The organism is Ancylobacter sp. WKF20, assembly GCF_029760895.1.
GTDB lineage: Bacteria > Pseudomonadota > Alphaproteobacteria > Rhizobiales > Xanthobacteraceae > Ancylobacter.
This window is the reverse complement of the sequence record NZ_CP121679.1, coordinates 3791496-3813550: the sequence shown is the minus strand read 5'-3', so window position 1 is coordinate 3813550 and position 22055 is coordinate 3791496. Positions and strand designations below refer to the sequence as shown.

At 69.8% G+C, this 22055-nt stretch carries 17 protein-coding genes; 11 read left to right on the top strand and 6 right to left on the bottom strand.

The window, feature by feature from the left end:
* Nucleotides 1–5: 5 nt before the first annotated feature.
* The 11 genes from AncyloWKF20_RS17635 (at nucleotide 6) to AncyloWKF20_RS17585 (ending at nucleotide 13204) form a co-directional block, all read left to right on the top strand.
* Nucleotides 6–1772 (top strand): dihydroxy-acid dehydratase, encoded by a 1767-nt coding sequence (locus tag AncyloWKF20_RS17635; RefSeq protein WP_279315272.1) that lies wholly within the window; start codon nucleotides 6–8, stop codon nucleotides 1770–1772.
* Between the two features lie 24 nt (nucleotides 1773–1796).
* A complete protein-coding gene (locus AncyloWKF20_RS17630; protein ID WP_279315271.1) occupies nucleotides 1797–2720 on the top strand; it encodes a dihydrodipicolinate synthase family protein in 924 nt (307 codons plus the stop codon).
* Between the two features lie 106 nt (nucleotides 2721–2826).
* Nucleotides 2827–3753: a Gfo/Idh/MocA family oxidoreductase gene (locus AncyloWKF20_RS17625; protein WP_279315270.1), complete on the top strand. Its 927-nt coding sequence runs from the start codon at nucleotides 2827–2829 to the stop codon at nucleotides 3751–3753.
* Nucleotides 3754–3765: 12 nt separating this feature from the next.
* Entirely contained in the window at nucleotides 3766–5571 is a 1806-nt protein-coding gene (locus AncyloWKF20_RS17620; protein WP_279315269.1) for a dihydroxy-acid dehydratase family protein, read from the top strand.
* Nucleotides 5558–6481: an SMP-30/gluconolactonase/LRE family protein gene (locus AncyloWKF20_RS17615; protein WP_279315268.1), complete on the top strand. Its 924-nt coding sequence runs from the start codon at nucleotides 5558–5560 to the stop codon at nucleotides 6479–6481. Before AncyloWKF20_RS17620 ends, AncyloWKF20_RS17615 begins: the two co-directional genes overlap by 14 nt.
* On the top strand, nucleotides 6481–7404 hold the full coding sequence (locus tag AncyloWKF20_RS17610) for a 2-dehydro-3-deoxygalactonokinase (RefSeq protein ID WP_279315267.1): 924 nt from the start codon (nucleotides 6481–6483) through the stop codon (nucleotides 7402–7404). The genes AncyloWKF20_RS17615 and AncyloWKF20_RS17610 overlap by 1 nt, the downstream gene beginning before the upstream one ends.
* Nucleotides 7401–8066: a 2-dehydro-3-deoxy-6-phosphogalactonate aldolase gene (locus tag AncyloWKF20_RS17605; RefSeq protein WP_279315266.1), complete on the top strand. Its 666-nt coding sequence runs from the start codon at nucleotides 7401–7403 to the stop codon at nucleotides 8064–8066. The genes AncyloWKF20_RS17610 and AncyloWKF20_RS17605 overlap by 4 nt, the downstream gene beginning before the upstream one ends.
* 87 nt (nucleotides 8067–8153) lie before the next feature.
* Nucleotides 8154–9251 (top strand): multiple monosaccharide ABC transporter substrate-binding protein, encoded by a 1098-nt coding sequence (chvE, locus tag AncyloWKF20_RS17600; protein WP_279315265.1) that lies wholly within the window; start codon nucleotides 8154–8156, stop codon nucleotides 9249–9251.
* A 68-nt stretch (nucleotides 9252–9319) separates the two neighbouring features.
* Entirely contained in the window at nucleotides 9320–10924 is a 1605-nt protein-coding gene (gene mmsA, locus AncyloWKF20_RS17595) for a multiple monosaccharide ABC transporter ATP-binding protein (protein ID WP_279315264.1), read from the top strand.
* Nucleotides 10921–12108 (top strand): multiple monosaccharide ABC transporter permease, encoded by a 1188-nt coding sequence (mmsB, locus tag AncyloWKF20_RS17590; RefSeq protein WP_279315263.1) that lies wholly within the window; start codon nucleotides 10921–10923, stop codon nucleotides 12106–12108. The genes mmsA and mmsB overlap by 4 nt, the downstream gene beginning before the upstream one ends.
* A gap of 121 nt (nucleotides 12109–12229) precedes the next feature.
* Nucleotides 12230–13204: a hypothetical protein gene (locus AncyloWKF20_RS17585; RefSeq protein ID WP_279315262.1), complete on the top strand. Its 975-nt coding sequence runs from the start codon at nucleotides 12230–12232 to the stop codon at nucleotides 13202–13204.
* Here the strand turns inward: AncyloWKF20_RS17585 and AncyloWKF20_RS17580 are convergent.
* The 6 genes from AncyloWKF20_RS17580 to addB all read right to left on the bottom strand — a co-directional run bounded on the left by AncyloWKF20_RS17580 (nucleotide 13201) and on the right by addB (nucleotide 22047).
* On the bottom strand, nucleotides 13201–13566 hold the full coding sequence (locus AncyloWKF20_RS17580; protein WP_279315261.1) for a DUF393 domain-containing protein: 366 nt from the start codon (nucleotides 13564–13566) through the stop codon (nucleotides 13201–13203). The two genes, AncyloWKF20_RS17585 and AncyloWKF20_RS17580, sit on opposite strands and share 4 nt — an antisense overlap.
* The gene (locus AncyloWKF20_RS17575; protein ID WP_279315260.1) at nucleotides 13563–14552 is read right to left on the bottom strand and encodes an NAD(P)-binding protein; all 990 of its coding nucleotides are present in this window, start codon (nucleotides 14550–14552) and stop codon (nucleotides 13563–13565) included. The genes AncyloWKF20_RS17580 and AncyloWKF20_RS17575 overlap by 4 nt, the downstream gene beginning before the upstream one ends.
* The gene (locus tag AncyloWKF20_RS17570) at nucleotides 14549–15013 is read right to left on the bottom strand and encodes a DUF3429 domain-containing protein (protein WP_279315259.1); all 465 of its coding nucleotides are present in this window, start codon (nucleotides 15011–15013) and stop codon (nucleotides 14549–14551) included. The genes AncyloWKF20_RS17575 and AncyloWKF20_RS17570 overlap by 4 nt, the downstream gene beginning before the upstream one ends.
* Before the next feature lie 165 nt (nucleotides 15014–15178).
* A complete protein-coding gene (trxA, locus tag AncyloWKF20_RS17565; RefSeq protein WP_279315258.1) occupies nucleotides 15179–15499 on the bottom strand; it encodes a thioredoxin in 321 nt (106 codons plus the stop codon).
* A gap of 75 nt (nucleotides 15500–15574) precedes the next feature.
* Nucleotides 15575–18997: a double-strand break repair helicase AddA gene (addA, locus tag AncyloWKF20_RS17560; RefSeq protein ID WP_279315257.1), complete on the bottom strand. Its 3423-nt coding sequence runs from the start codon at nucleotides 18995–18997 to the stop codon at nucleotides 15575–15577.
* Nucleotides 18994–22047: a double-strand break repair protein AddB gene (gene addB / locus AncyloWKF20_RS17555; RefSeq protein ID WP_279315256.1), complete on the bottom strand. Its 3054-nt coding sequence runs from the start codon at nucleotides 22045–22047 to the stop codon at nucleotides 18994–18996. Before addB ends, addA begins: the two co-directional genes overlap by 4 nt.
* Between the last annotated feature and the right edge of the window lie 8 nt (nucleotides 22048–22055).

Below are 22055 nucleotides of genomic sequence, written 5' to 3'. Positions count from 1 at the left end.
ACGCGATGAGCGACGACAGCAGCAACAACTCCACGAAAAAGCCCGCTTCCGGCGCGAAGACTTTGCGCAGCCAGGCCTGGTTCGGCCGGCAGGACAAGATGGGCTTTTATTACCGCTCCTTCCTGAAGAATTCCGGCCAGCCGCAGGACCGGTTCGACGGCCGCCCGGTCATCGGCATCTGCAACACCTGGTCCGAGCTCACTCCCTGCAACATCCATTTCCGCGACCTTGCCGAGCATGTGCGGCGCGGCGTGCTGGATGCCGGCGGCTACCCGCTGGAATTCCCCGTCTCCTCACTCGGCGAGGTGACGATGCGGCCCACCGCCATGCTGTTCCGCAACCTCGCCTCGATGGATGTGGAAGAGGCGATCCGCGCCCACCCGCTCGACGGCGTGGTGCTGCTGATGGGCTGCGACAAGACCACCCCGGCCCTGCTGATGGGCGCGGCCTCCGCCGACCTGCCGGCCATCGGCGTTTCCGGCGGGCCGCAGCTGCGCGGCGTCTATCGCGGGCAGATCATCGGCTCGGGCACCAACATCATCTCGATGAGCGAGCAGCTGCGCGCCGGCGAGGTGACGCTGGAGCAGTTCCATGAGGCGGAAGCGGGCATGAACCGCTCCTCCGGCTCGTGCATGACCATGGGCACGGCCTCCACCATGGCCTCCATGGTCGAGGCGCTCGGCATGAGCCTGCCGGAGAACGCCGCCATCCCCGCCGTGGATGCGCGCCGCAACCTCTTGGCCCGCCTCTCCGGCCGGCGCATCGTCGAGATGGTGAACGAGGATCTCAAGCCCTCCGACATTCTGACCCGCGCCGCCTTCGAGAACGCCATCCGCGCGCTCGCCGCCATTGGCGGCTCGACCAATGCGGTGGTGCATCTGCTCGCGCTTGCCGGCCGGGTCGGCATCGACCTGACGCTGGCCGATTTCGACCAGCTCGGCCGCGACATTCACTGCATCGTCGACCTGATGCCGTCGGGCCGCTTCCTGATGGAAGACTTCTATTATGCCGGCGGCCTGCCCGCCGTGCTGCGCACGCTGGGCGAGCGGGGCCTGCTCAACAGGGATGCCGGCACGGTGAACGGGCGCAGCATCTGGGACAATGTCGCGACCGCCCCGACCTGGAACCCCGAGGTCATCACCCCCTTCGACGCGCCCTTCAAGGCCGAGGCCGGCATCGCCATCCTGAAGGGCAACCTCGCCCCCGATGGCGCGGTCATCAAGCCGTCGGCCGCCTCCCCGCACCTCATGGTCCACACCGGCCGCGCCGTGGTGTTCGAGAGCGTCGAGGAGATGCACCATGCGGTGAATGACGAGGCGCTCGACATCGACGCCTCCTGCATCATGGTGCTGAAGAATTGCGGGCCCAAGGGCTATCCGGGCATGGCCGAGGTCGGCAACATGCCGCTGCCGGCCAAGCTGCTGCGCGAGGGCGTGCGCGACATGATCCGCATCTCCGATGCCCGCATGTCCGGCACCGCCTATGGCACGGTCGTGCTCCATGTCGCCCCGGAGGCGACGGTGGGCGGCCCGCTGGCGCTGGTGAAGAACGGCGATCTCATCACGCTCGACGTGCCCGCACGCTCGCTGCATCTGCATGTCGAGCCCGCCGAGCTGGAGGCCCGCCGCGCTGCCTGGGTGGCGCCGGAGCCGCACGCCACGCGCGGCTATCAGCGCCTCTATATCGACCATGTGCTGCAGGCCGACCGCGGCGCCGATTTCGATTTCCTCGTCGGCCGCTCCGGTTCGCCGGTGCCGCGCGATAACCACTGACGTCCCGTGTCCAAGGTGCCCACCATGCCCGCGTCTCCTCGCTACTCAGGTGTCTTCCCGGTCGCGCCCACGGTGTTCGACGCCGACGGGCGGCTCGATCTGGACGGCCAGAAGCGCGCCGTCGATTTCATGATCGACGCCGGCTCGCACGGGCTGTGCATCCTCGCCAATTTCTCCGAGCAGTTCGTCCTCACCGATGACGAGCGCGACCAGGTGATGCGCACCGTGCTCGAGCACGTCGCCGGCCGCGTGCCGGTGATCGTCACGACCACGCACTTTTCCACCTTCGTCTGCGCCGAGCGATCCCGCCGGGCGCAGGAGATGGGCGCGGCCATGGTCATGATCATGCCGCCCTATCACGGCGCCACCTTCCGGGTGCCGGAGGCGCAGGTCTATGAGTTCTATCGCGGGGTCTCCGACGCGATCCGCATCCCGATCATGGTGCAGGACGCGCCCGTCGCCGGCACGCCGCTCTCCGTGCCGTTCCTGGCGAAGATGGCCGCCGAGATCGAGAACCTCGCTTATTTCAAGATCGAGGTGCCGCAGGCGGCGGGCAAGCTGCGGGCGCTGATCGAAGCCGGCGGGGCGGCGATCGAGGGCCCGTGGGACGGCGAGGAAGCGATCACGCTGATGGCCGATCTCGACGCCGGGGCGACCGGCGCCATGACCGGCGGCGGCTACCCGGACGGCATCCGCCAGATCATCGACCCCTATGTCGCCGGCAATCGCGAGGCCGCGGTCGACGCCTATATGCGCTGGCTGCCCCTCATCAACTACGAGAACCGGCAGGCGGGGCTGGCGGCCGCCAAGATCCTCATGCAGGCGGGCGGGGTCATCCGCCACGACACGCTGCGCGCCCCGCTGCCGCCGGTCCACCCGGCGACCCGCGCGGGGCTGCTGGAGATCGCCCGCCGCCTCGACCCGCTCGTGCTGCGCTGGGGGAAGTGATGATGCGGATCAGCCTGCACACACTGGCCACAGGGCTGCACATATTGGCCCCTTCGGCCTCATCGTCCACCTCACTGCACTCATCGTCCAGTCGGGAGGCACGTTCATGAGCCCCATCCGCCTCGCTCTTGTCGGCCTCGGCAAGATCGCCCGCGACCAGCATCTGCCGGCCATTGCCGGAACGGAGGGCATCGAGCTCGCCGCCATCGCCAGCCGCAACGCGTCGCTGGATGGAGTGCCGCATTTTACCACTCTGGAAGCCCTGCTCGCGAGCGATGTCGCGGTGGATGCGGTGGCGCTCTGCACCCCGCCGCAGGGCCGGCGCGAGCAGGCGGCCCTGGCGCTAAGCGCCGGAAAACACGTGCTTTTGGAGAAGCCGCCGGGCGCCACGGTGAGCGAGATCGGCCCGCTCGCGGAGACCGCGCGGGAGAACGGGCTGACGCTCTTCGCCACCTGGCATTCGCGCTTCGCCCCCGCCGTCGAGCCCGCCCGCGCGCTGCTGGCGGAGCGGCATATTCGTACCGTCTCCATCATCTGGAAGGAGGATGTGCGCGTCTGGCATCCCGGCCAGGACTGGATCTTCGCGCCGGGCGGCCTCGGGGTTTTTGACCCTGCGATCAATGCCTTGTCGATACTGACCCGCATCCTGCCCCACCCGGTCATCGTCACCGGCGCGGAACTCGCCTTCCCCGCCAACCGCGCCGCCCCCATCGCGGCGACGGTGGAGATGGTTAGCGGTAAAAATATACCTATCCGTGCCGATCTCGATTTCCTGCAGACCGGCCCGCAGAGCTGGGACATCCGCATCGAGACCGATGCCGGCGAAGTCGTGCTGTCATCCGGCGGCGCCAAGCTTTCGCTGGACGGAAAGATGCTGAGCGAGGCCCCCGAAGCCGAATATGCCGGCATTTACAAGCACTTCACCGGGCTGATCGAGGCCGGTCATTCCGATGTCGACCTCAGCCCGCTGGCGCTGGTGGCCGACGCTTTCCTGCTCGGTCGGCGGGTCACCGTCGACGCCTTCGACTATTGAGGAGCCGCGGTGATGCACGGCAACGCCCCCAAGACCGACCGCCCGCTGCGCTCGCGCGCCTGGTTCGACAACCCCGACAATATCGACATGACCGCGCTCTATCTGGAGCGCTACCTCAATTTCGGGCTGAGCCAGGAAGAGCTGCAATCGGGCCGCCCGATCATCGGCATCGCCCAGACGGGTTCGGACCTATCCCCTTGCAATCGCCACCATCTTGAACTCGCCAAGCGCACCCGCGAGGGCATTCGCGAGGCCGGTGGCATCGCCATCGAGTTCCCCGTCCACCCGATTCAGGAGACCGGCAAGCGCCCAACCGCCGGGCTCGACCGCAACCTCGCCTATCTCGGGCTGGTAGAGGTATTATACGGCTACCCGCTGGACGGCGTGGTGCTCACCATCGGCTGCGACAAGACCACACCCGCCTGCCTGATGGCGGCGGCGACCGTCAACATCCCCGCCATCGCCCTCTCCGTCGGGCCGATGCTGAATGGTTGGTACAAGGGCCAGCGCACCGGCTCGGGCACCATCGTGTGGAAGGCGCGCGAGCTGCTGGCAGCCGGCGAGATCGACCATGCCGGCTTCGTCAAGCTGGTGGCTTCCTCAGCGCCCTCAACGGGTTACTGCAACACCATGGGCACGGCGACGACGATGAACTCGCTCGCCGAGGCGCTGGGCATGCAGCTTCCCGGCTCCGCCGCCATCCCCGCGCCCTACCGCGACCGGCAGGAGATCGCCTATCTGACCGGGCTGCGCATCGTCGAGATGGTACGCGAAGACCTCAAGCCTTCCGATATCCTGACCCGCGACGCCTTCCTCAACGCCATCCGGGTGAATTCGGCAATCGGCGGCTCGACCAACGCCCCCATCCACCTCAACGCGCTGGCCCGCCATGTCGGCGTGGAGCTCACCATCGACGACTGGCAGACCCATGGCGAGGACATCCCGCTTCTGGTCAATCTGCAGCCCGCCGGCGAGTATCTCGGCGAGGATTATTACCATGCCGGCGGCGTGCCGGCTGTGGTCAATCAGTTGATGGAACAAGGACTTATCGCCGAGGACGCGCGCACGGTGAACGGGCGCACGCTGGGCGAGAACTGCAAGGGCAAGACCATCGAGGACGAGGCGGTGATCCGCCCTTATGACAAGCCGCTGAAGGAAAAGGCCGGCTTCCGCGTGCTGCGCGGCAACCTGTTCTCCTCCGCCATCATGAAGACCAGCGTGATCTCGCCCGAGTTCCGCGTGCGCTACCTCTCCAATCCCGACGACCCCGAGGCCTTCGAGGGCCGCGCCGTGGTGTTTGACGGGCCGGAGGACTATCACGCGCGCATCGACGATCCCGCGCTCGCCATCGACGAGACCTCGATCCTCTTCATGCGCGGCGCCGGCCCGGTCGGCTATCCCGGCGCGGCGGAAGTGGTGAACATGCGGGCACCCGATTACCTCATCAAGGCCGGCGTGCATGCGCTGCCCTGCATCGGCGATGGCCGCCAGTCCGGCACGTCGGGCTCGCCCTCCATCCTCAACGCCTCGCCGGAAGCGGCCGTGGGCGGTGGGCTGGCGCTGCTGCGCACCGGCGACCGGGTGCGCATCGACCTCAGGCGCAACAGCGCCAACATGCTGGTTTCCGATGAGGAATTGGCAAAGCGCCGGGCCGAGCTGGAAGCAGCGGGCGGCTATGCCTATCCCGCGCACCAGACGCCCTGGCAGGAGATTCAGCGCACCTTCGTCGGCCAGATGGAGACCGGCGCGGTGCTGGAGCCCGCCGTGCGCTATCAGCGCATCGCGCAAACCATGGGGCTGCCCCGTGACAACCATTGAAGCCGTCGCTCCGACCACGCGCAGCGCCGAGACCGTGCCGGTGCGAATCCTGGATGCCGCCCGGTGCCATCTCGGCGAAGGCGCGGCCTATGACGCCGCCAGCGACACCGCCTGGTGGTTCGACATTCTCGGCCGCACCCTGCACGAGGCGCCGCTATCCACCCACCGCATCGCCGTCCACGCGCTGCCGGTGATGGCGAGCGCGCTGGCCATGGTGGATGATCAGCGCCAACTCCTTGTCGCGGAAGACGGTTTGCACCTGCGCGACATCGCCACCGGCCATCTGGAGCGGCTCGTCGCCATCGAGGCGGACGACGCGGGCACTCGCTCCAATGATGCGCGCGTGCATCCGTGCGGCACCTTGTGGACCAGCACGATGGGTCGCCGGGCCGAAAAGGGCGCGGGCAGCGTCTACGCCTTTCACGATGGTGCTATCACACCTCTGTTCACCGGCCTCACCATCCCCAACGCCATCTGCTTCAGCCCGGACGGGACCACCGGCTATTTCGCCGACACGGCCGAGAATCGGCTCTACCGCGTGGCGCTCGACCCCGCGAACGGTCTGCCGACCGAGGCCCCGACCACGCTGCTCCGCCATGCTGGCCCGGGCGGGCTCGACGGCGCCGTCACCGATGCCGAAGGGCTGATCTGGTGCGCCATCTGGGGCGGCGGGGCCGTCAACGTCTATTCCCCGGCCGGGGCGCTGGTGCGCCGCGTCACCGTCCCCGCCCGCCAGCCGAGCTGCCCGGTCTTTGTCGGCGCGGCTTTTGACCGTCTCCTTGTCACCTCCGCCTGGGAGAATATGGGCGCGGCGCTGCGCGCCGCCGATCCCGGCCATGGCCAGACCTTCCTGCTCGATGTCGGCGCCCGCGGCCGGCCGGAGCCGCGCGTGCGGCTGGGAGGCGTCTGATGGCGGTCTCGCATGTCGTCGTCGACTGGGGCACGTCGAGCTTTCGCCTGTGGGCGCTCGACCACGCGGGCCGCGTGCTCGGCGAACGGCGCAGCGCGCAGGGGCTTACCGTCACGACGACGGAAGGCTTCGAGGCGGTGCTGGAAGACCATCTCGCCGCCCTCGGCATTCCCGACGGCGTGCCGGTGATGATGTGCGGCATGGTCGGCTCGCGCACCGGCTGGATCGAGGCCGCCTATATCGACACGCCCGCGCCTCTGGATGGGCTGGCGGCGCGCGCCATTCATGTCCCCTCGCGCCGACGCCTCATCCGCATCCTGCCGGGGGTCGCCCAGCGCGACACCGCCCATCCCGACGTGATGCGGGGCGAGGAAACGCAATGCCTTGCCTTGGCGGTGGAAGGCTTCAGCGGCCTCGCCTGCCTACCGGGCACCCATTCCAAATGGGTGGCGCTGAAGGACGGCGTGCTGACAAGCTTCGCCACCTTCATGACCGGCGAGCTGTTCCAGCTGCTGCGCACCGGCTCCGTCATCACCCACGCCGTGGATGGGGCGGGCGCGGTGGCGCCGGGCGCGGCCTTTGGTGAGGGCGTGGAAGCGGCCTTCGCCGCGCCGGAGACGGCGACCAATCTGTGGTTCGAGCTGCGCGCCCGCTGGCTGCTGGCGGGCGCGAAGCCCGACGCCACGCTGGCCCGGCTGTCCGGCCTGCTGATCGGCCTCGAACTGGCCGGGGCTACCCGGCGGCTCGGCGCGCTCAATGGCGCCGTGCTCATTGCCAGCGGCCCCATCGCCGATCTCTACGCCCAGGCGCTGGCGCTCGCCGGCGCGGGCAGCGTGAGCCGGCGCGACGCGGAAGCCTGCGTGCGCGAGGGGCTGCATGCCGCCGCGCTCAATGCCTTCCACCCTGAAGGAGCGACATCATGACCGCCTCACCCCGCGTGCCATGGCCGCGCCTCTCCCGCTCGCTGGTCGCCATCCTGCGCGGCCTCAAGCCCGAGGAGACCGAGGCCATTGTCGGCGCGCTGATCGAGGAAGGGCTGGAGGCGATCGAGATCCCTCTCAACTCGCCCGACCCGTTCCGCTCCATCGAGCGGGCGGCCAAGCTCGCCCCGGCGGGCGTGCTGATCGGCGCCGGCACGGTCCTGGAGACCGCCGAGGTTGATCGGTTGCATGATACCGGCGGGCGGCTGATGGTCAGCCCGAATGTCGACCCGGCGGTGATCGCCCGCGCCGCCGGCTACGGCATGGTGACCATGCCGGGCGTGCTCACCCCGACCGAGGCGCTGGCGGCCGTGAAGGCTGGTGCGTCGGGCCTGAAGTTCTTTCCGGCCAATCATCTCGGCCCGTCGATCATCCAGGCCATCACTGTCGTGCTGCCGCCCGGCACGGTGGTCGGCGCGGTCGGCGGCGTCGGCGAGGCCGAGTTCGCCGCCTATGGCGCGGCGGGCATACGCACCTTCGGCCTCGGCTCCAGCCTGTACCGGCCGGGCGCCAGCGCCAGCGAGGTTCGGGCGAAGGCGCGGGCGATCATCGCCGCCTATGACGCCGCCTTCCCCCGCGCAGAGGAGACACCGCGCGCCGTCTGACGACGCGCCGATGCACCGCGGTTACCCGCCAAGAAACCGGCACGCCAAAGGCGGCCAGCACCATCAACCACTCCCTGGGAGATCTCCATGAAACGCCTGACCGAACGCCTGACCCGCCGCCAGATCACCGCCGCCCTCTCCGCCCTCGCTGTCGGCGCGGCGGGCCTCGCCTTCGCCGCACCGGCGAGCGCGCAGGAAAAGGCGACGGTCGGCATCGCCATGCCCACCAAGTCCTCCGCCCGCTGGATCGCCGATGGCGACAACATGGTGAAGGTGCTCAAGGAGCGCGGCTACAACACCGATCTGCAATATGCCGAGGACGACATCCCCAACCAGCTCTCGCAGATCGAGAACATGGTGACCAAGGGCGCCAAGGTGCTGGTGATTGCCTCGATCGACGGCACCACCCTCTCCGACGTGCTGAAGCAGGCGCATGACAAGGGCATCAAGGTCATCGCCTATGACCGCCTGATCCGCGAAACGCCGAATGTCGACTATTACGCGACCTTCGACAATTTCCAGGTCGGCGTGCTGCAGGCGCAGTCTCTGCTGAAGGGCCTCGGCTATCCCGAGAACAAGGGACCGTTCAACATCGAGCTGTTCGGCGGCTCGCCGGACGACAACAACGCCTACTTCTTCTACGATGGCGCTCTCTCGGTGCTGAAGCCGCTGATCGACAACGGCACGCTGAAGATCCCCTCGGGCCAGACGGGCATGGACAAGGTCTCGACCCTGCGCTGGGACGGCGCCACCGCCCAGGCGCGCATGGATAACCTCTTGAGCGCCTACTACTCCGACAAGACGCTCAACGGCGTGCTCTCGCCCTATGACGGCCTGTCCATCGGCATCCTCTCCTCGCTCAAGGGCGTGGGCTATGGTTCCGGCAAGATGAAGATGCCCGTCGTCACCGGCCAGGACGCGGAAGTGCCGTCGATGAAGTCGATCCTCGCCGGCGAGCAGTACTCGACCATCTTCAAGGACACGCGCGAACTCGCCAAGGTGACGGCCGACATGGTCGACGCCACGCTGTCGGGCAAGCAGCCCACCGTGAACGACACCAAGACCTACAATAACGGCGTGAAGGTGGTGCCTTCTTACCTCCTCAAGCCCGTCGTGGTCGACAAGAGCAACTGGGAACCCGTGCTGATCGGCTCCGGCTACTACAAGCCTGGCCAGATCAACTGACGCACCACGTCGCGGCCCGCGCCGGCTCCGGCCGGCGCGGGCCCCATCTCGATCAAGGGAATGCGGTCATGAACGCGCATCTGCACGCTGGTGCCCGCCCGCAGGCGAGCCCGTCCTCCGACGCCCCGGCGCTTCTGGAAATGCGGGGCATCAGCAAGAGCTTCGGCGTCGTGAAGGCGCTGAGCGAGGTGAGCTTCACCGTGCGCCCCGGCGAGATTCACGCCCTCGTCGGCGAGAATGGCGCGGGCAAGTCCACGCTGATGAAGGTGCTGAGCGGCGTCTACCCGCACGGCTCCTATGAGGGTGCCATTGTCTATGATGGCGAGGAACGCCGCTTCGGCGACATCACCGATTCCGAAGCGCTGGGCATCATCATCATCCATCAGGAACTGGCGCTGATCCCGCTGCTGTCGATCGCCGAGAACATCTTCATCGCCAGCCCGCCCGGCCGCTTCGGCATCATCGACCGGGGCGCGGTGCACCTGCGTACCAAGGAACTGCTCGCCAAGGTCGGCCTCGACGAGGCGCCGGATACGCTGGTCACCAATATCGGCGTCGGCAAGCAGCAGCTGGTCGAGATCGCCAAGGCGCTGTCGAAGAAAGTGCGCCTGCTCATCCTCGACGAACCGACCGCCAGCCTCTCCGAGAAGGACAGCGCGGCGCTGCTCGACCTGCTGCTGGAGTTCAAGGCGCAGGGCATCGCCTCCATCCTGATCTCGCACAAGCTCAACGAGGTCTCCAAGGTCGCCGACCGCATCACCGTGCTGCGCGACGGGCGCACCGTGGACACGCTGGACTGCCACGAGGGTGCGGTCGAGGAAGACCGCATCATCGCCAAGATGGTCGACCGCGACCTCGAGCACCGCTACCCCAAGCGCGAGCCGCAGATTGGCGAGCCGATCTTCAAGGTCAGCAACTGGTCGGCCTATCACCCGCTCCATGCCGACCGGCAGGTCATCAAGAATGTCGATTTCGAGGTGCGGCGCGGCGAGATTGTCGGCATAGCCGGCCTCATGGGCGCCGGGCGCACCGAATTCGCCATGAGCATCTTCGGCCGCTCCTGGGGCCAGAAGATCACCGGCCGGGCGGAGCTGGAAGGGCGCGAGCTCGATCTCTCCAATGTGCGCGCCGCCATTGATGCCGGCCTCGCCTATGTCACCGAGGACCGCAAGCATCTCGGCCTGCTGCTGGCCGAGGACATCCGCAAGAACGTCACGCTCGCCAACCTGCCGGCCATCGCCTCGGCGCGGGTGATCGACGAGATGAAGGAATTGCGGGTGGCCACCGATTACCGCGGGCGCATGCGCATCCGCTGCCACAGCGTGTTCCAGGAGACCGGCAAGCTCTCCGGCGGCAACCAGCAGAAGGTGGTGCTGTCGAAATGGCTGTTCACTGACCCCAAGGTGCTGATCCTCGATGAGCCCACGCGCGGCATCGATGTCGGCGCCAAATACGAAATCTACTGCATCATCAATGAGCTGGCGGATGCCGGCAAAGGCGTCGTGGTGATCTCCTCGGAGATGCCAGAACTGCTCGGCATCTGCGACCGCATCTGCGTCATGAACGAGGGCGCCTTTGTCGGGGAATTCCCCGGCTCGGAGGCCACCCAGGAAAAGATCATGCGCGCGATCATGCGTAAGGCAGAGCCGCGCACAACGGAGACACGGGCATGAGCGACACCGCGCTGAAGGACAAGCCGAGCCACGCCGGCTTCATCAAGAACAATCTGCGCGAATACGGGATGATGATCTCGCTCTTCGCCATCATGATCTTTTTCGAGGTGGTGACGAACGGCACGCTGATGCGCCCGCTCAATCTCACCAACCTCGTGCTGCAGAACAGCTACATCGTCATCATGGCGCTGGGCATGCTGCTGGTCATCGTCACCGGCCATATCGACCTGTCGGTCGGCTCGGTCGCCGGCTTCATCGGCGCGGTGGCGGCGGTGCTGATGGTGAAGTTCGGCGTCCACTACATACCGGCGACGCTGATCTGCCTCGCGCTCGGCGCGCTCATCGGCGCGGCGCAGGGCTATTGGGTCGCCTATTTCAAGATCCCGTCCTTCATCGTCACGCTGGCGGGCATGTTGGTGTTCAAGGGGCTGGCGCTCGCCATCCTCGCCGGCCAGTCGGTCGGCCCCTTTCCCCCCGAGTTCCAGAAGCTCTCCTCCGGCTTCATCCCGGAACTGGTGCCGGATGCCGGTTCGCTCTACCCGACCTCGCTCGCGCTCGGCGCGCTGCTGGCGCTCGCTCTGGTGTGGCTGAACTTCCGCGGCCGCGCCCGGCAGGAGGCCCACCATATCGAGACCGAACCCTACAGCTTCTTCGTGCTGAAGAACCTGCTGCTGTTCGCGATCATGGTGTATTTCGCCTATCTGATCGCCTCGCATCGCGGCCTGCCCAATGTGTTGGTGATCATGGCGGCGCTGATCGCGCTCTACGCCTTCATCACCACCCGCACGACGATCGGCCGGCAGATCTACGCGGTCGGCGGCAATGAGAAGGCGGCCAAGCTCTCCGGTATCAAGACCGAGCGGCTGACCTTCCTGACCTTCGTCAATATGGGCGTGCTGGCGGCGCTGGCCGGCCTCATCTTCGCCGCGCGGCTCAACACGGCGACGCCCAAGGCCGGCCTCGGCTTCGAGCTTGACGTGATCGCCGCCTGCTTCATCGGCGGCGCCTCGGCCTATGGCGGCGTCGGCCGGGTCGGCGGCGCGGTGATCGGCGCGCTCATCATGGGCGTGATGAACAACGGCATGTCGATCCTCGGCATCGGCATCGACTACCAGCAGGTCATCAAGGGCCTCGTCCTGCTCGGCGCCGTCTGCCTCGACGTCTACAACCAGAAGCGCGCCTGACCCAACCGCGCCGACCCTCTCCTTGCGGCAGCGGCTCTGGCTCCGCTGCCGGTTTCGCGCCACACTGGCCCGGCGGTGGCGACGGAGGGGCGGGATGGCAAGCGGAACGATCAGGGCTGGGATGACGGACGACATCCGGCCGCTGCTGGGCCGGGCGACACCGGCGCAGGCCCAGGCGGTTCTGGGGGCGATGCGCGCGGTCGCCGAGAGCGGGGGCGCGCTGAGCGCCAGCGACCGGCTCGCGCTGGACAGCGCCGCCCTCTATATGTTCGGCCTTCCCGCCTGCGACGCCGCCGGGCTGGCACCCGTTCAGCCGGAGGCGCTGGCCGGCGCCCTGGCCGGCAATACGCTGGCGGCGGATGCTGTGCGCTTGCTCACCGCCATGGCCTTTGTCGACGGCACGCTCGACCCGGCGAAGATCACCGCCGTGCTCACTTATGCGCGGGCGCTCGACCTTTCCGCGCCTTATCTTGACGAGATCCGCGAGGCTGCCGCCGGCCATGTGCAGGAGGCCCTGGCCGACATGGCCCGCCGCAATATGGAGAGCCTCACGGGCAAGCCATGGTCCGGCGCGATCGCCCCCTGGCTGCTGCCCTATGAAGGGGCCGGCGCGGACCCCGCTCTCGCCGCCCGTTTTGCCGCGCTGGCCGAGAGCGATCCGGCGAGCTTCGGCCACGCCTTCTGGCGTCACTTCACCGAGAATGGCTATGCCTTCCCCGGCGCCCCCTCGGCATTGAACGCGGTGTTCTCGGTGCCGCACGACACCAACCATGTGCTGACCGGCTTCGACACCAGCCCGCGCGGCGAAGTACTCACCTCCACCTTCACCGCCGCCATGCACCCGCATTACCCCATGGCCGGTCACATCCTGCCGGCGATTTTCTCCTGGCATTTGCGGCTGGAGATCAACGCGGTCGCGGGCGGTGCCTCGGGGGGAATGGACCCGGTGGTGTTCTGGCGCGCCTGGGCGGCCGGCGCGGCGGCAACGGTGGACACCTTCGCGCCCGGCTGGGATTTCTGGAGCGTCGTCGATGTGCCGCTGGCCGAACTTCGCGTCCGCTACGGGCTGCCCGCGCGCGGCGTGGAGATCGGCTAGGCCCCCGCGCGGGGTTCAAGGCGCCGCGCGAAGCGCTGGAGATGCGGCCGCAGGCGGAGAAAACCGCGATAGGTCACCTCCAGCCCCGCCAGAACCAGCCGGTTGCGCGCGGCAAGGCCGAGCGGGCGCAGCAGCGGGATTTGCCGCCACATGGCGGCGAAGGCGGCAGCGCCCTGATAGAGCACGCCATCCTCCTGCGCGTGAAAGCGCGCGAGCATCGCGCCCCGGTCGCGCGGACAAGTCCCGTCCCCATGCAGATCGACGAAGGCGATGCGGTTGGCGCGGTCGAGCTGGCGCATGGCGGCGATTTCCCGCCGGCAGAGCGGGCACTGCGAATCGTACCAGACGGTGACCCGGCTCATGACAGCCCCGCTTTGATGCGGTCGGCCAGCGACAGCGCGGCGAGGCATACCTCCTCGATCCGGCTGGTCAACGCCCAGTCGCTGGTGGCGGCAAGCCCAGAGGCGGCATCATACCAAGGGCCCGAGCGCGGTGTGGAGGCGACCAGCGCCGAGCGCCAGCGATGGGCCCGCACCAGGGCCGGGGCGCCGAGATCGACCGGCAGCGCCCGGCGCAGCGCCTCCAGCAATAAGGGTTCCAGCGCGGCACTGGTACTCGCCTCATGCAGCGCCGACCAGCGGCTGCGGGTATGGGCGACGAGGGTCGTGTGGCCGGCGTTTCGGCCGGGCTTGGAACTGTCTACCGACACAAAACGGATCCGCCCATCCTGCACCTTGGCGGCGATCCACGGCTCCGGCCAGGGGCGCTCCCACGCGGCCATCAGCGCATGGCGTGGCTTCATCGCGCCCTGCGGCAGCGTCTCGGCTGGCACCGCCGGCCCGAACAATGCCCGTGTCTGGTGCGGCGGGGCGGTGGAGACCACCACATCGAAATGGCCGAGCGGCGCGCCAGTGGGGGATGTGAGATCATACAAGCGCCGCTCTCTCCCACTGGCTACCAGCGGGGCGACCTCAGTCCCAACGCGTATGTCGAGCCCCGTGGCGAGGTGCTGGGCGATCGCGTTCATGCCGGGCACGCCGACCAGATGGCGCTCGGTCCACAGGCGCGGCCCGGTGACCCGCCCGCCGGCAAGGTTCACCACTGGTCCCGCCCATTGCGCCACCACGCCCGCCGCGCGCAGCGGGGCCAGCCAGGCGTCGAACTCCGGCGTGCGGCAGGTGAAGCAGGGCGCGCCATGGTCGAAGTTGAAGGGCCCTTCGCGGCGGGTGGAGGTGCGCCCGCCCAGCCCCCGGCCCTTCTCGAACACGGTGATGGCGGCGACGTCCCTCAACGCATGGGCCAGCGTCAGCCCGCCAACCCCACCGCCGATAATGGCGATCCGCGTCATGCGAGCCTCCCGGCGGCAAGGGCGGCCAGCGCGAGGCAGGCAAGGGTGACGACGGCGCTGATCGCCGCGCGCAGACGCCAGAACCAGAGCGGCCACAGCCCCGCCCGCCAGAGCTGACGGTCCACCCCCGCCAGCGCCGGAAACAGCACGGCGAAGAGCAGGAAACCCGGCGTCGGCGGCAGCAGCGCGCCAAGCCAGCCGAGCAGCGCCGCGCCATTGCTGGCGATGAGCAGCCTTATGCCGAAGCGGCGCGGCTCCAGCAGTGCCGCCGCCCAGTGAATGCCGGCGATGAAGGAGGCGATCACCGCCGCATAGATCGGCACAACGATGAGCGCGGCCCCGCCTCCCGAGGCGAGATCGACGATGCCGCCGAGAAAGGGCAGCGTGCCCGCTCCCGCCAGCAGCCAGGCGAGACGGGTAAAGGCGGGTGGTGGCGCGGCGGCGATGGTACGCGTGTCCATACGACGGATACGCAGCAGCGCCCTGCCCGGATGCGCGACCGTTCACGCGCGGACAGCAAGGCCGAAACGGCAGGCGGCACACACGAAAAACCCCGGCGCGGCGGAGCGGGCCGGGGGTTTCGCAATGCTTGTCGTCACGGCACGGTCAGGGCGGCGACAGCCGTCTCAGATCGAGCTGTTGATCCACTGCAGCATCTTGGCCTTGGGCGCCGCGCCGACCTGGCGAGCGGCGATCTGGCCGTCCTTGAACAGCAGCAGGGTCGGGATCGACATGATGCCGTACTTCGACGCGGTGTTCGGGTTCTCGTCGACGTTCAGCTTGACGATCTTCACCTTGCCGTCCAGCTCGCCGGACACTTCGTCGAGCACCGGGGCGACCATGCGGCAGGGGCCGCACCACTCGGCCCAGAAATCGACGATCACCGGCTCGGACGACTTCAGCACGTCGGCCTCGAAGCTGCTGTCCGACACTTTTTCAACGCTCATGGCGCATACCTCTATACGGGAATTAACAAGTTGCCCCCAACGTAGGTAGCCCGCCTAGCTTGCGTCAAGGCAGCGTCACGGCGACGTGACGCCGTCCCCAGCCTGCGCCAGCGTCACGGCATCCAGCGTGAAGGCACGCGGACCCGCCGTATAGACCAGAACGGCGCCGATCTCCTTGCCCGGAAACAGTTTCCTCAGCAGCCGGGCATAGACCGCGACCTGCCGCACATGCGCGGCGGGCAGGTCTGCCGCGCGCGCCGGGACATGCCGGTCGGTCTTGAAGTCGGCCACCAGCACGCGGTTTTCCGTCACCGCGAGGCGGTCGATTCGGCCCGAGACCGGGGTGCCATCCTCCAGCGTACCGACAAGCGGCACCTCCGCCTGCCCGCCAGCAGCGAAGAGCGGGGCGAGCTCCGGCAGCTCCAACACCGCCAGCACCTCGGCCAGCAGCGCCTCGCGGGCGGCTTCCGGCAGGTCCGAAGCCGCGGCCAGCAGGCGCCGGCCGGGCGCCGCGCGCTCATGTACCGGCACGCCGGCAAGCCCCGCCATCAGCCGGTGCAGCAGCTCGCCGCGCGCGCGGGCGGCTTCCATCGCCTGCCGGTCGGGCGGAATGACCGGCCCGGCCGGCGACGCGGAGGGCCGCAGCGCCGGGCGCGGAATAGCCCCACCAGTTGGCGGCAAAGCAAGGCGCCGGGCGGTCTCGATCTCGCCGGCGTCGGGGGCGGGCGTCGCCTCTGAAGCGGCGTTCACGCTGCCGGGCAGCGCCTCATCGGGCGCGCGCCAGCGCTTCACCGTGCCCTCGAAGCCGAGGGCGGGATGCTCCACCGCGTCGGGCGCCAGCGCATCATGGACGAGGTTGTACCAGCACTCCGCCGGCCGGGCGCGGTTGCCATCAGCCCCGCACAGCACCAGCGCCGTCTCCGCGCGGGTCAGCGCGACATAGAGCAGGCGGCGCTGCTCGTCCTGCTGGGCGGCATCCTCGGCCTGCCGGGCAGCGGCGATGGCGGGCGTGTCGCGCTTCTTCGAGGGGGCGTGGACGGCGATGCGCCGCCCGTCCGCCCGCTCAACCCGGACCAACCCCGCCGTGCGGCGGATCATCGGCGCACCGGTGGTGTCGGCGAGGATGACATAGGGCGCCTCCAGCCCCTTGGCGCCGTGCACGGTCATCACCCGCACCTCGTCGCGCCCCGCCTCCATGTCGCGCTTGGCCTCGGCCCCGCCGCGCCGCAGGAAGGCGAGGAAGCCGGCGAGCGAGGGCGCCTCGACGCTCTCATAGGCACGGGCGAGCGCCAGCATCTCGTCGAGCGCATCCGCCGCCTCCGGCCCGAGCCGGGCCAGCATGGCGGCGCGCCCGCGCTCGCGGCCGAGCACGCGGGCGAAGAAATCGAAGGGCCGCAGCCGCCGCGCCTCGACGCGCAGCCGCGCCAGCCGCTCCACCGCCGCCGCCCAGCGCGGGTTCTCCCCCGCGCGGGCGCGCAGCGTCTCCTCGAGCCGGCCCGTGCGACTGGGGCAGAGCGCCATCAGGTCGTGGTCGTCAAAGCCGAAGAGCGGGCTTTTCAGCGCGCAGGCCAGCGCCAGCTGATCATCGCGCGCCAGCAGCGCGTCGCCCAGCGCCATCAGGTCCATCACCGCGATATGCTCGGCGACCACCAGACGGTCGGCGCCGGCGACCGGCACATGCGCCTGTTTCAGCTCGCGGATGATCGCCTCGAACAGGCCGTCGCGCCGGCGCACCAGAATGAGGAAGTCCCCCGGCCGCGCCGGGCGCGCGCCATGCCGCCCGCTCAAGGGAAAACGCTGGGCGATGCGGGCGGCGATGTGGCTCGCAATGTTGCGGGCGAGCCGGGCCTTGGGATCATCGGCGGCCGGCGCGTCGAGCGGGCGCTGCCAGGCGTCGATGTCGACCGCCTGCGTCGGTGCCTCCGGCTCCCACAGCTCGACCAATGCCGGCAGCGCGTCGTGGATCGCCTCATGCACCGGCCGCACATTCTCGGCGGACAGGCCGCGATGCGCCGCCGGCTCGGTGAACACCGCGTCCACCGCGGCAAGGATGCCCGGCGCCGAGCGGAAGGAGTGCTTGAGCGGGATATGCGCGAAACCGCTGCCGCCGGCACGCTCGAAATCGCGGCGCACCGTGTCGAAGCGGCGGGGATCGGCGCCCTGGAAGGAGAAGATCGACTGCTTCTCGTCGCCCACCACGAAGAGCGAGCGGCCGATGCCGAGCGGATCGGGCCGCGCGCCCTCCCCGGCGAAGAATTCGGCGACCAGCGGGCGGATCACCTCCCATTGCTCGGGGCTGGTGTCCTGCGCCTCGTCGAGCAGCACATGGTCGATGCCCTGATCGAGCTTGTAATGCACCCAGGCCGAGGCGCCGGAGGCGAGCAGCCGCCGGGCATTGTTGACGAGATCGGCGAAGTCCAGCACCCCGCGCGCCGCCTTGGCCCGCTCATAGCGCCGCACCGATTCGCGCCCCAAGGTGAGCACGGCGCGGCTGCGCTGATAGGCGCGGGCGGCGGCGAGCAGCTTGGCGAGCGGGGCCACGCGGTCGCGCTCGGCGAGCAGGGCCGGATAGCGCGCGCGCACCTTGGCCGCGCCGAACTGGCTCTCGCCATAGGCCTCGCCATCATCCTTCAGGAAGACCGAGGCATAAGCGTCCGCCGCCGCATCGGCCGGGGCGGCATCGGCGGCGAGCAAGGCACGCCCGCGCCGGGCGCAATTGCCACCTTCCTCGATCAACGCCTCACCCAGCCCGCGCCACGCGCCGCGCGGCAGCAGCGCCTCATTGACGATGAGGCGTTCGACATCGCGCGGGTCGATCGGCCCGGCGAGGCCGACGGCATCGGCCAGTTCCTCGTCGCTCGCCTCCAGCGCCTGTGGGTCGGCGACCACCGCCTCGATGATCTCGGTAATGCCGGCGTCCGACACCTGATCGACGAGCAGACCCAGCGCCTCGCCCAGCGCGCTCGCCGGCGCGCCAGCGGCCTCCAGCACGACCTCGGAACGCAGGCGGGCGAGCAACTCCTGGCGGCTCGGCTCGTCCAGCTCGCCAAAGCCCGCCGGCACGCCGGCCTCGAAGGGGAAGGCGTGCAGCAGCGCGCCGCAGAAGGCATGGATGGTCTGGATCTTTAGCCCGCCCGGCGTTTCCAGCGCCTGCGCGAACAGCCGGCGGGCGCGGGCACGGCGGGCCGCATCCACCCGCCCGCCATCGGCGGCGATGATGGCGGCGTCGAGAGCGGCATCGTCAAGCGTCACCCAGCGGCGCAGCTCGTCCAGCACGCGGTTCGCCATATTGGCGGCGGCGGCCTTGGTATAGGTCAGGCAGAGGATGCGACCGGGCGGCACGCCGCGCATCAAGAGACGGATCACCCGGCGCGCCAGCACATGCGTCTTGCCCGAGCCGGCATTGGCCGACACCCAGGCGGAGATGGCCGGGTCCGAAGCACGGGACTGAAGCTCGGTCGCGGCGCGCAGCGCCGGCGTGGCGGGAAGTCCGCTCATTCATCGCCCTCCCCGGCCGTCGACCATTCCTTCACGCGGGCGAGGTGGTCGTAATCACCGAAGCGCCCGCGAAACATCGGCCGCGCCAGCGAGGCATAGCCGACGGAGGGGTTCTCGAAGGCGGCGATGAGCTGTTCCAGCCGCGCGCGCGTCTCCTGCGCCAGCAGCGTGGCGGTCGTGTCCTTCTCCACGCCGCTGGTCTCCTTCACCTCGGTGACGCCGAGGCGGACATAGACCAGCCCCGCGGCGTCTTCCGCCGGCACGTCGCGGAAACCGCCTTCCGCCGCCATGGCGGCTTCCAGCGGCAGTTGCGGCGAATAGCCGGCCGCCACCTGCTTGGCGCTCGGCACCACGCCGGTCTTGAAATCGACGATAGCGAGACCGCCGGCGCGGAGCTGTTCGATGCGGTCGGCGCGGCCGGTCAGGGTGAAGCGCCCGCCCGCCAGCGGCAACCGTCCGCCGATCTCGGCGAAGACGCGCCGCGCCTGCGGCCGTCGCCCGCGCTCCCAGGCGAGAACGCGCGGCACCAGCCGCTCGAAGCGCGCCCACCACAGCGCATATTCCGCAGGAAAGGCTTCGAGCGGGGCGAAAGCGCGCCGGCCATAGTCCCGCAGCACCGCCTCGGCATCCGTCGGCAGCGCCTCGGGAAAATCGCGGGCGAAAGCGCCGAGCGCCTCATGAATGGCGCTGCCGCGCTCGGCCGCGCCCGGCTCCTCGTCGAAGCCGTCGAGCGGGACGAGGCGCAGCACATGGCGGGCATAGATGGTGTAGGGGTCGCGCAGCCAGGTCTCGATCTCGGTGACGCTGAGCCGCGTCGGCCGCAGCGCCAGATCCGGGGCGGGCTGCGGGCGCTCGATGGGTTTCACCCGCGGCGCGGTTTCGATGAGGCCGGCGAGCCGCCGGAAGCGGTCGCCGCGCGCCAGCGCCGCCGCCCAGCGCTCCGGGCCACTGACGGCGGCGAGGCGCTGGAGGAAGCGCGAGGGCACGGTCGGCGCGCCGCCCATCTTGCGCGGGCGGGAGAGGATGAGTTCGGGCGCGCCGCACGCCTGCACGAAGTCATGAGCGGACAGGCCGATGCGCCGCTCCGGCGCCTCCAGTCCCAGCGCCGCCCGCATCGGCCGGCTGAGCCAGGGGTCGGTGCGCACCGTGCTCGGCCAGGTCTGCTCGACGAGGCCGGCCAGCACCGCGCGGTCGGCATGCACCATGCGCGCTTCCAGCGGGCCGAAGATGCGCAGCCGGGCGCCTACGACCAGCGGCGGTCGCACCGGCCGGTCGGCCAGCAGCAGCGGCAATGCGGCGGCGTAATCGGCAAGGGTCATCGCCGGGGCGAGGCCGGCGCCTTCCGCCATTGCCTCAAAGGCGCCGGCAAGGTCGGCGAGCGCCGCCTCCTCGGTGAGTGTCCCGCCGTCCGGCCCGCTCCACGCCGCCTCGATGGCCGCACGATGCGCCGCGAGCAGGGTCGCGAAGGGATGGGTGCCCCCGCCGAGCGCCGCCAGCGGACCAAGGGCGGCGGCGAGTTGGGCGGCGAGCGTGGCGGCATGGGCGCGCGCGCCCTCGTCCAGCGCCGCGCGCGGGTCGCTGCGGTGATGCTGGGCCGGGTCGAAGCCTTCCACCGCCGCGCGCAGGCCATCGGGGCCGGCGGCCGGGCGGGGGCCCCGCAGCACCATGAGTTCGAGCGCATCGGCGGCGGCATCAAGCTCGTCGGCGGCCAGGCCGAAGCGCGCCAGCGTATGGCGCAGCAGCGCGGTAAGCGGCACCGGCGCGAAACCTTCCGCGCAGGCATCCGCCACCAGCCGGGCGAAGCGGCCGGGCACGCTTTCCGACAGCGGCTCACCGGCGGAATCGTCGATGGCGACGCCGAAGCGCAGCAGCTCCGCCGCCACGCGGCGCGCGAGGTCGCGGTCGGGCGTGATGAGCGCGCCGGTGGCGCCGGGCGTCTCCAGCACCTCGCGCAAGGCGACGGCGATGGACAACGCCTCCTCGCGCTGATCCTCCGCCTCGATCAGGCTGAGACCGGCAAAGGCGGCGTCAATGGCGGGGCCCGGCAGGCGCTCGTCGAGGCTCGCCCAGGCTTCCGTGGTGGCGACCGGGCGCAGCGCCTCGGAGAGCAGCGCCTCGCGCCCATACGGGGCGGGTTCCGCGAGGCTGACGACACTCGTGCGCGGGACACGCATATGGCGCTCCAGCAGCAGCGCCAGACCGAATTGCGGGTGGCTGGCGGCGGGCGCCTCCTCATCGCCGAGCGCCGCCCAGGAGCGCTCGTCGAGATGGGTGTCGAGGCCCGGCAGCACGACGCAGCCGCGCGGCAGGCGGGCGACGGTGGCGAGCAGCCGCCCGGTCGCCGGCATCGAGCCGGTCGAGCCCGCCGCGATCACCGGTCCGGCATCCGGCAGGCTGGCAAGGCGGGCGGCCTCGGCGGCGATCAGCGTGTCGCGCCGCACACTGGCATCGACCTCGCCACGCTCGGCCAGCAGCGCCGGCCAGAAATCGCGGGCCACCTTCAGGAAATCGAGCGCCATGTCCCAATAGGCATCGTGCTCGCCGGGCACCAGCGTGTCGAAGCGCGACCACGGCACTTCCTGCGCCGCCATCTCGTCGATCAGCTTGCCGAGCGCGTCGGCCAGCGCCAGTTCCGCGCCGGGACCGGCGGCGACAGCGACGCGGCCATCATCAGCGCGCAACGCCCGGCGCCAGGCGGCGACGAGATTGGCCAGCGCAAGGCGACGCGTGGTCGGCGGCACGGCGCGCGGCGGGCCGGTGAAGCTCTCGGCGAAGGCCAGCGCATCCTCGTCGACATCGCCCAGCGGCACGATGCGCGGCAGCAGCGTCACCCCGCCGGGCATGCGCGCGGTCAGCGCCTCGGCCAGCAGGCGTCCGGCGCGGCGGGTCGGCAGGAAGATGGTGGCGGAAGCGAGCGCCAGCGGGTCATGGCCGGGGGCGAAGCCCTCGATCAGCCGGCCGTCGAGCAGCGCATCGGTGAGCGTCGGCAGAAAGGGCGCCGAGGGCGGGATGGTGAAAAGGCGCGGCGGGCGGCGCAACACGTCGGTCATGCGGCGTC

Coding starts and splice junctions, on each gene's coding strand:
- addB (WP_279315256.1), bottom strand. CDS start 22,047: ATGACCGACGTGTTGCGCCGCCCGCCGCGCCTTTTCACCATCCCGCCC.
- AncyloWKF20_RS17635 (WP_279315272.1), top strand. CDS start 6: ATGAGCGACGACAGCAGCAACAACTCCACGAAAAAGCCCGCTTCCGGC.
- addA (WP_279315257.1), bottom strand. CDS start 18,997: ATGAGCGGACTTCCCGCCACGCCGGCGCTGCGCGCCGCGACCGAGCTT.
- AncyloWKF20_RS17620 (WP_279315269.1), top strand. CDS start 3,766: ATGCACGGCAACGCCCCCAAGACCGACCGCCCGCTGCGCTCGCGCGCC.
- AncyloWKF20_RS17580 (WP_279315261.1), bottom strand. CDS start 13,566: ATGAGCCGGGTCACCGTCTGGTACGATTCGCAGTGCCCGCTCTGCCGG.
- mmsA (WP_279315264.1), top strand. CDS start 9,320: ATGAACGCGCATCTGCACGCTGGTGCCCGCCCGCAGGCGAGCCCGTCC.
- AncyloWKF20_RS17625 (WP_279315270.1), top strand. CDS start 2,827: ATGAGCCCCATCCGCCTCGCTCTTGTCGGCCTCGGCAAGATCGCCCGC.
- AncyloWKF20_RS17605 (WP_279315266.1), top strand. CDS start 7,401: ATGACCGCCTCACCCCGCGTGCCATGGCCGCGCCTCTCCCGCTCGCTG.
- AncyloWKF20_RS17575 (WP_279315260.1), bottom strand. CDS start 14,552: ATGACGCGGATCGCCATTATCGGCGGTGGGGTTGGCGGGCTGACGCTG.
- trxA (WP_279315258.1), bottom strand. CDS start 15,499: ATGAGCGTTGAAAAAGTGTCGGACAGCAGCTTCGAGGCCGACGTGCTG.
- AncyloWKF20_RS17630 (WP_279315271.1), top strand. CDS start 1,797: ATGCCCGCGTCTCCTCGCTACTCAGGTGTCTTCCCGGTCGCGCCCACG.
- AncyloWKF20_RS17570 (WP_279315259.1), bottom strand. CDS start 15,013: ATGGACACGCGTACCATCGCCGCCGCGCCACCACCCGCCTTTACCCGT.
- mmsB (WP_279315263.1), top strand. CDS start 10,921: ATGAGCGACACCGCGCTGAAGGACAAGCCGAGCCACGCCGGCTTCATC.
- AncyloWKF20_RS17585 (WP_279315262.1), top strand. CDS start 12,230: ATGACGGACGACATCCGGCCGCTGCTGGGCCGGGCGACACCGGCGCAG.
- chvE (WP_279315265.1), top strand. CDS start 8,154: ATGAAACGCCTGACCGAACGCCTGACCCGCCGCCAGATCACCGCCGCC.
- AncyloWKF20_RS17610 (WP_279315267.1), top strand. CDS start 6,481: ATGGCGGTCTCGCATGTCGTCGTCGACTGGGGCACGTCGAGCTTTCGC.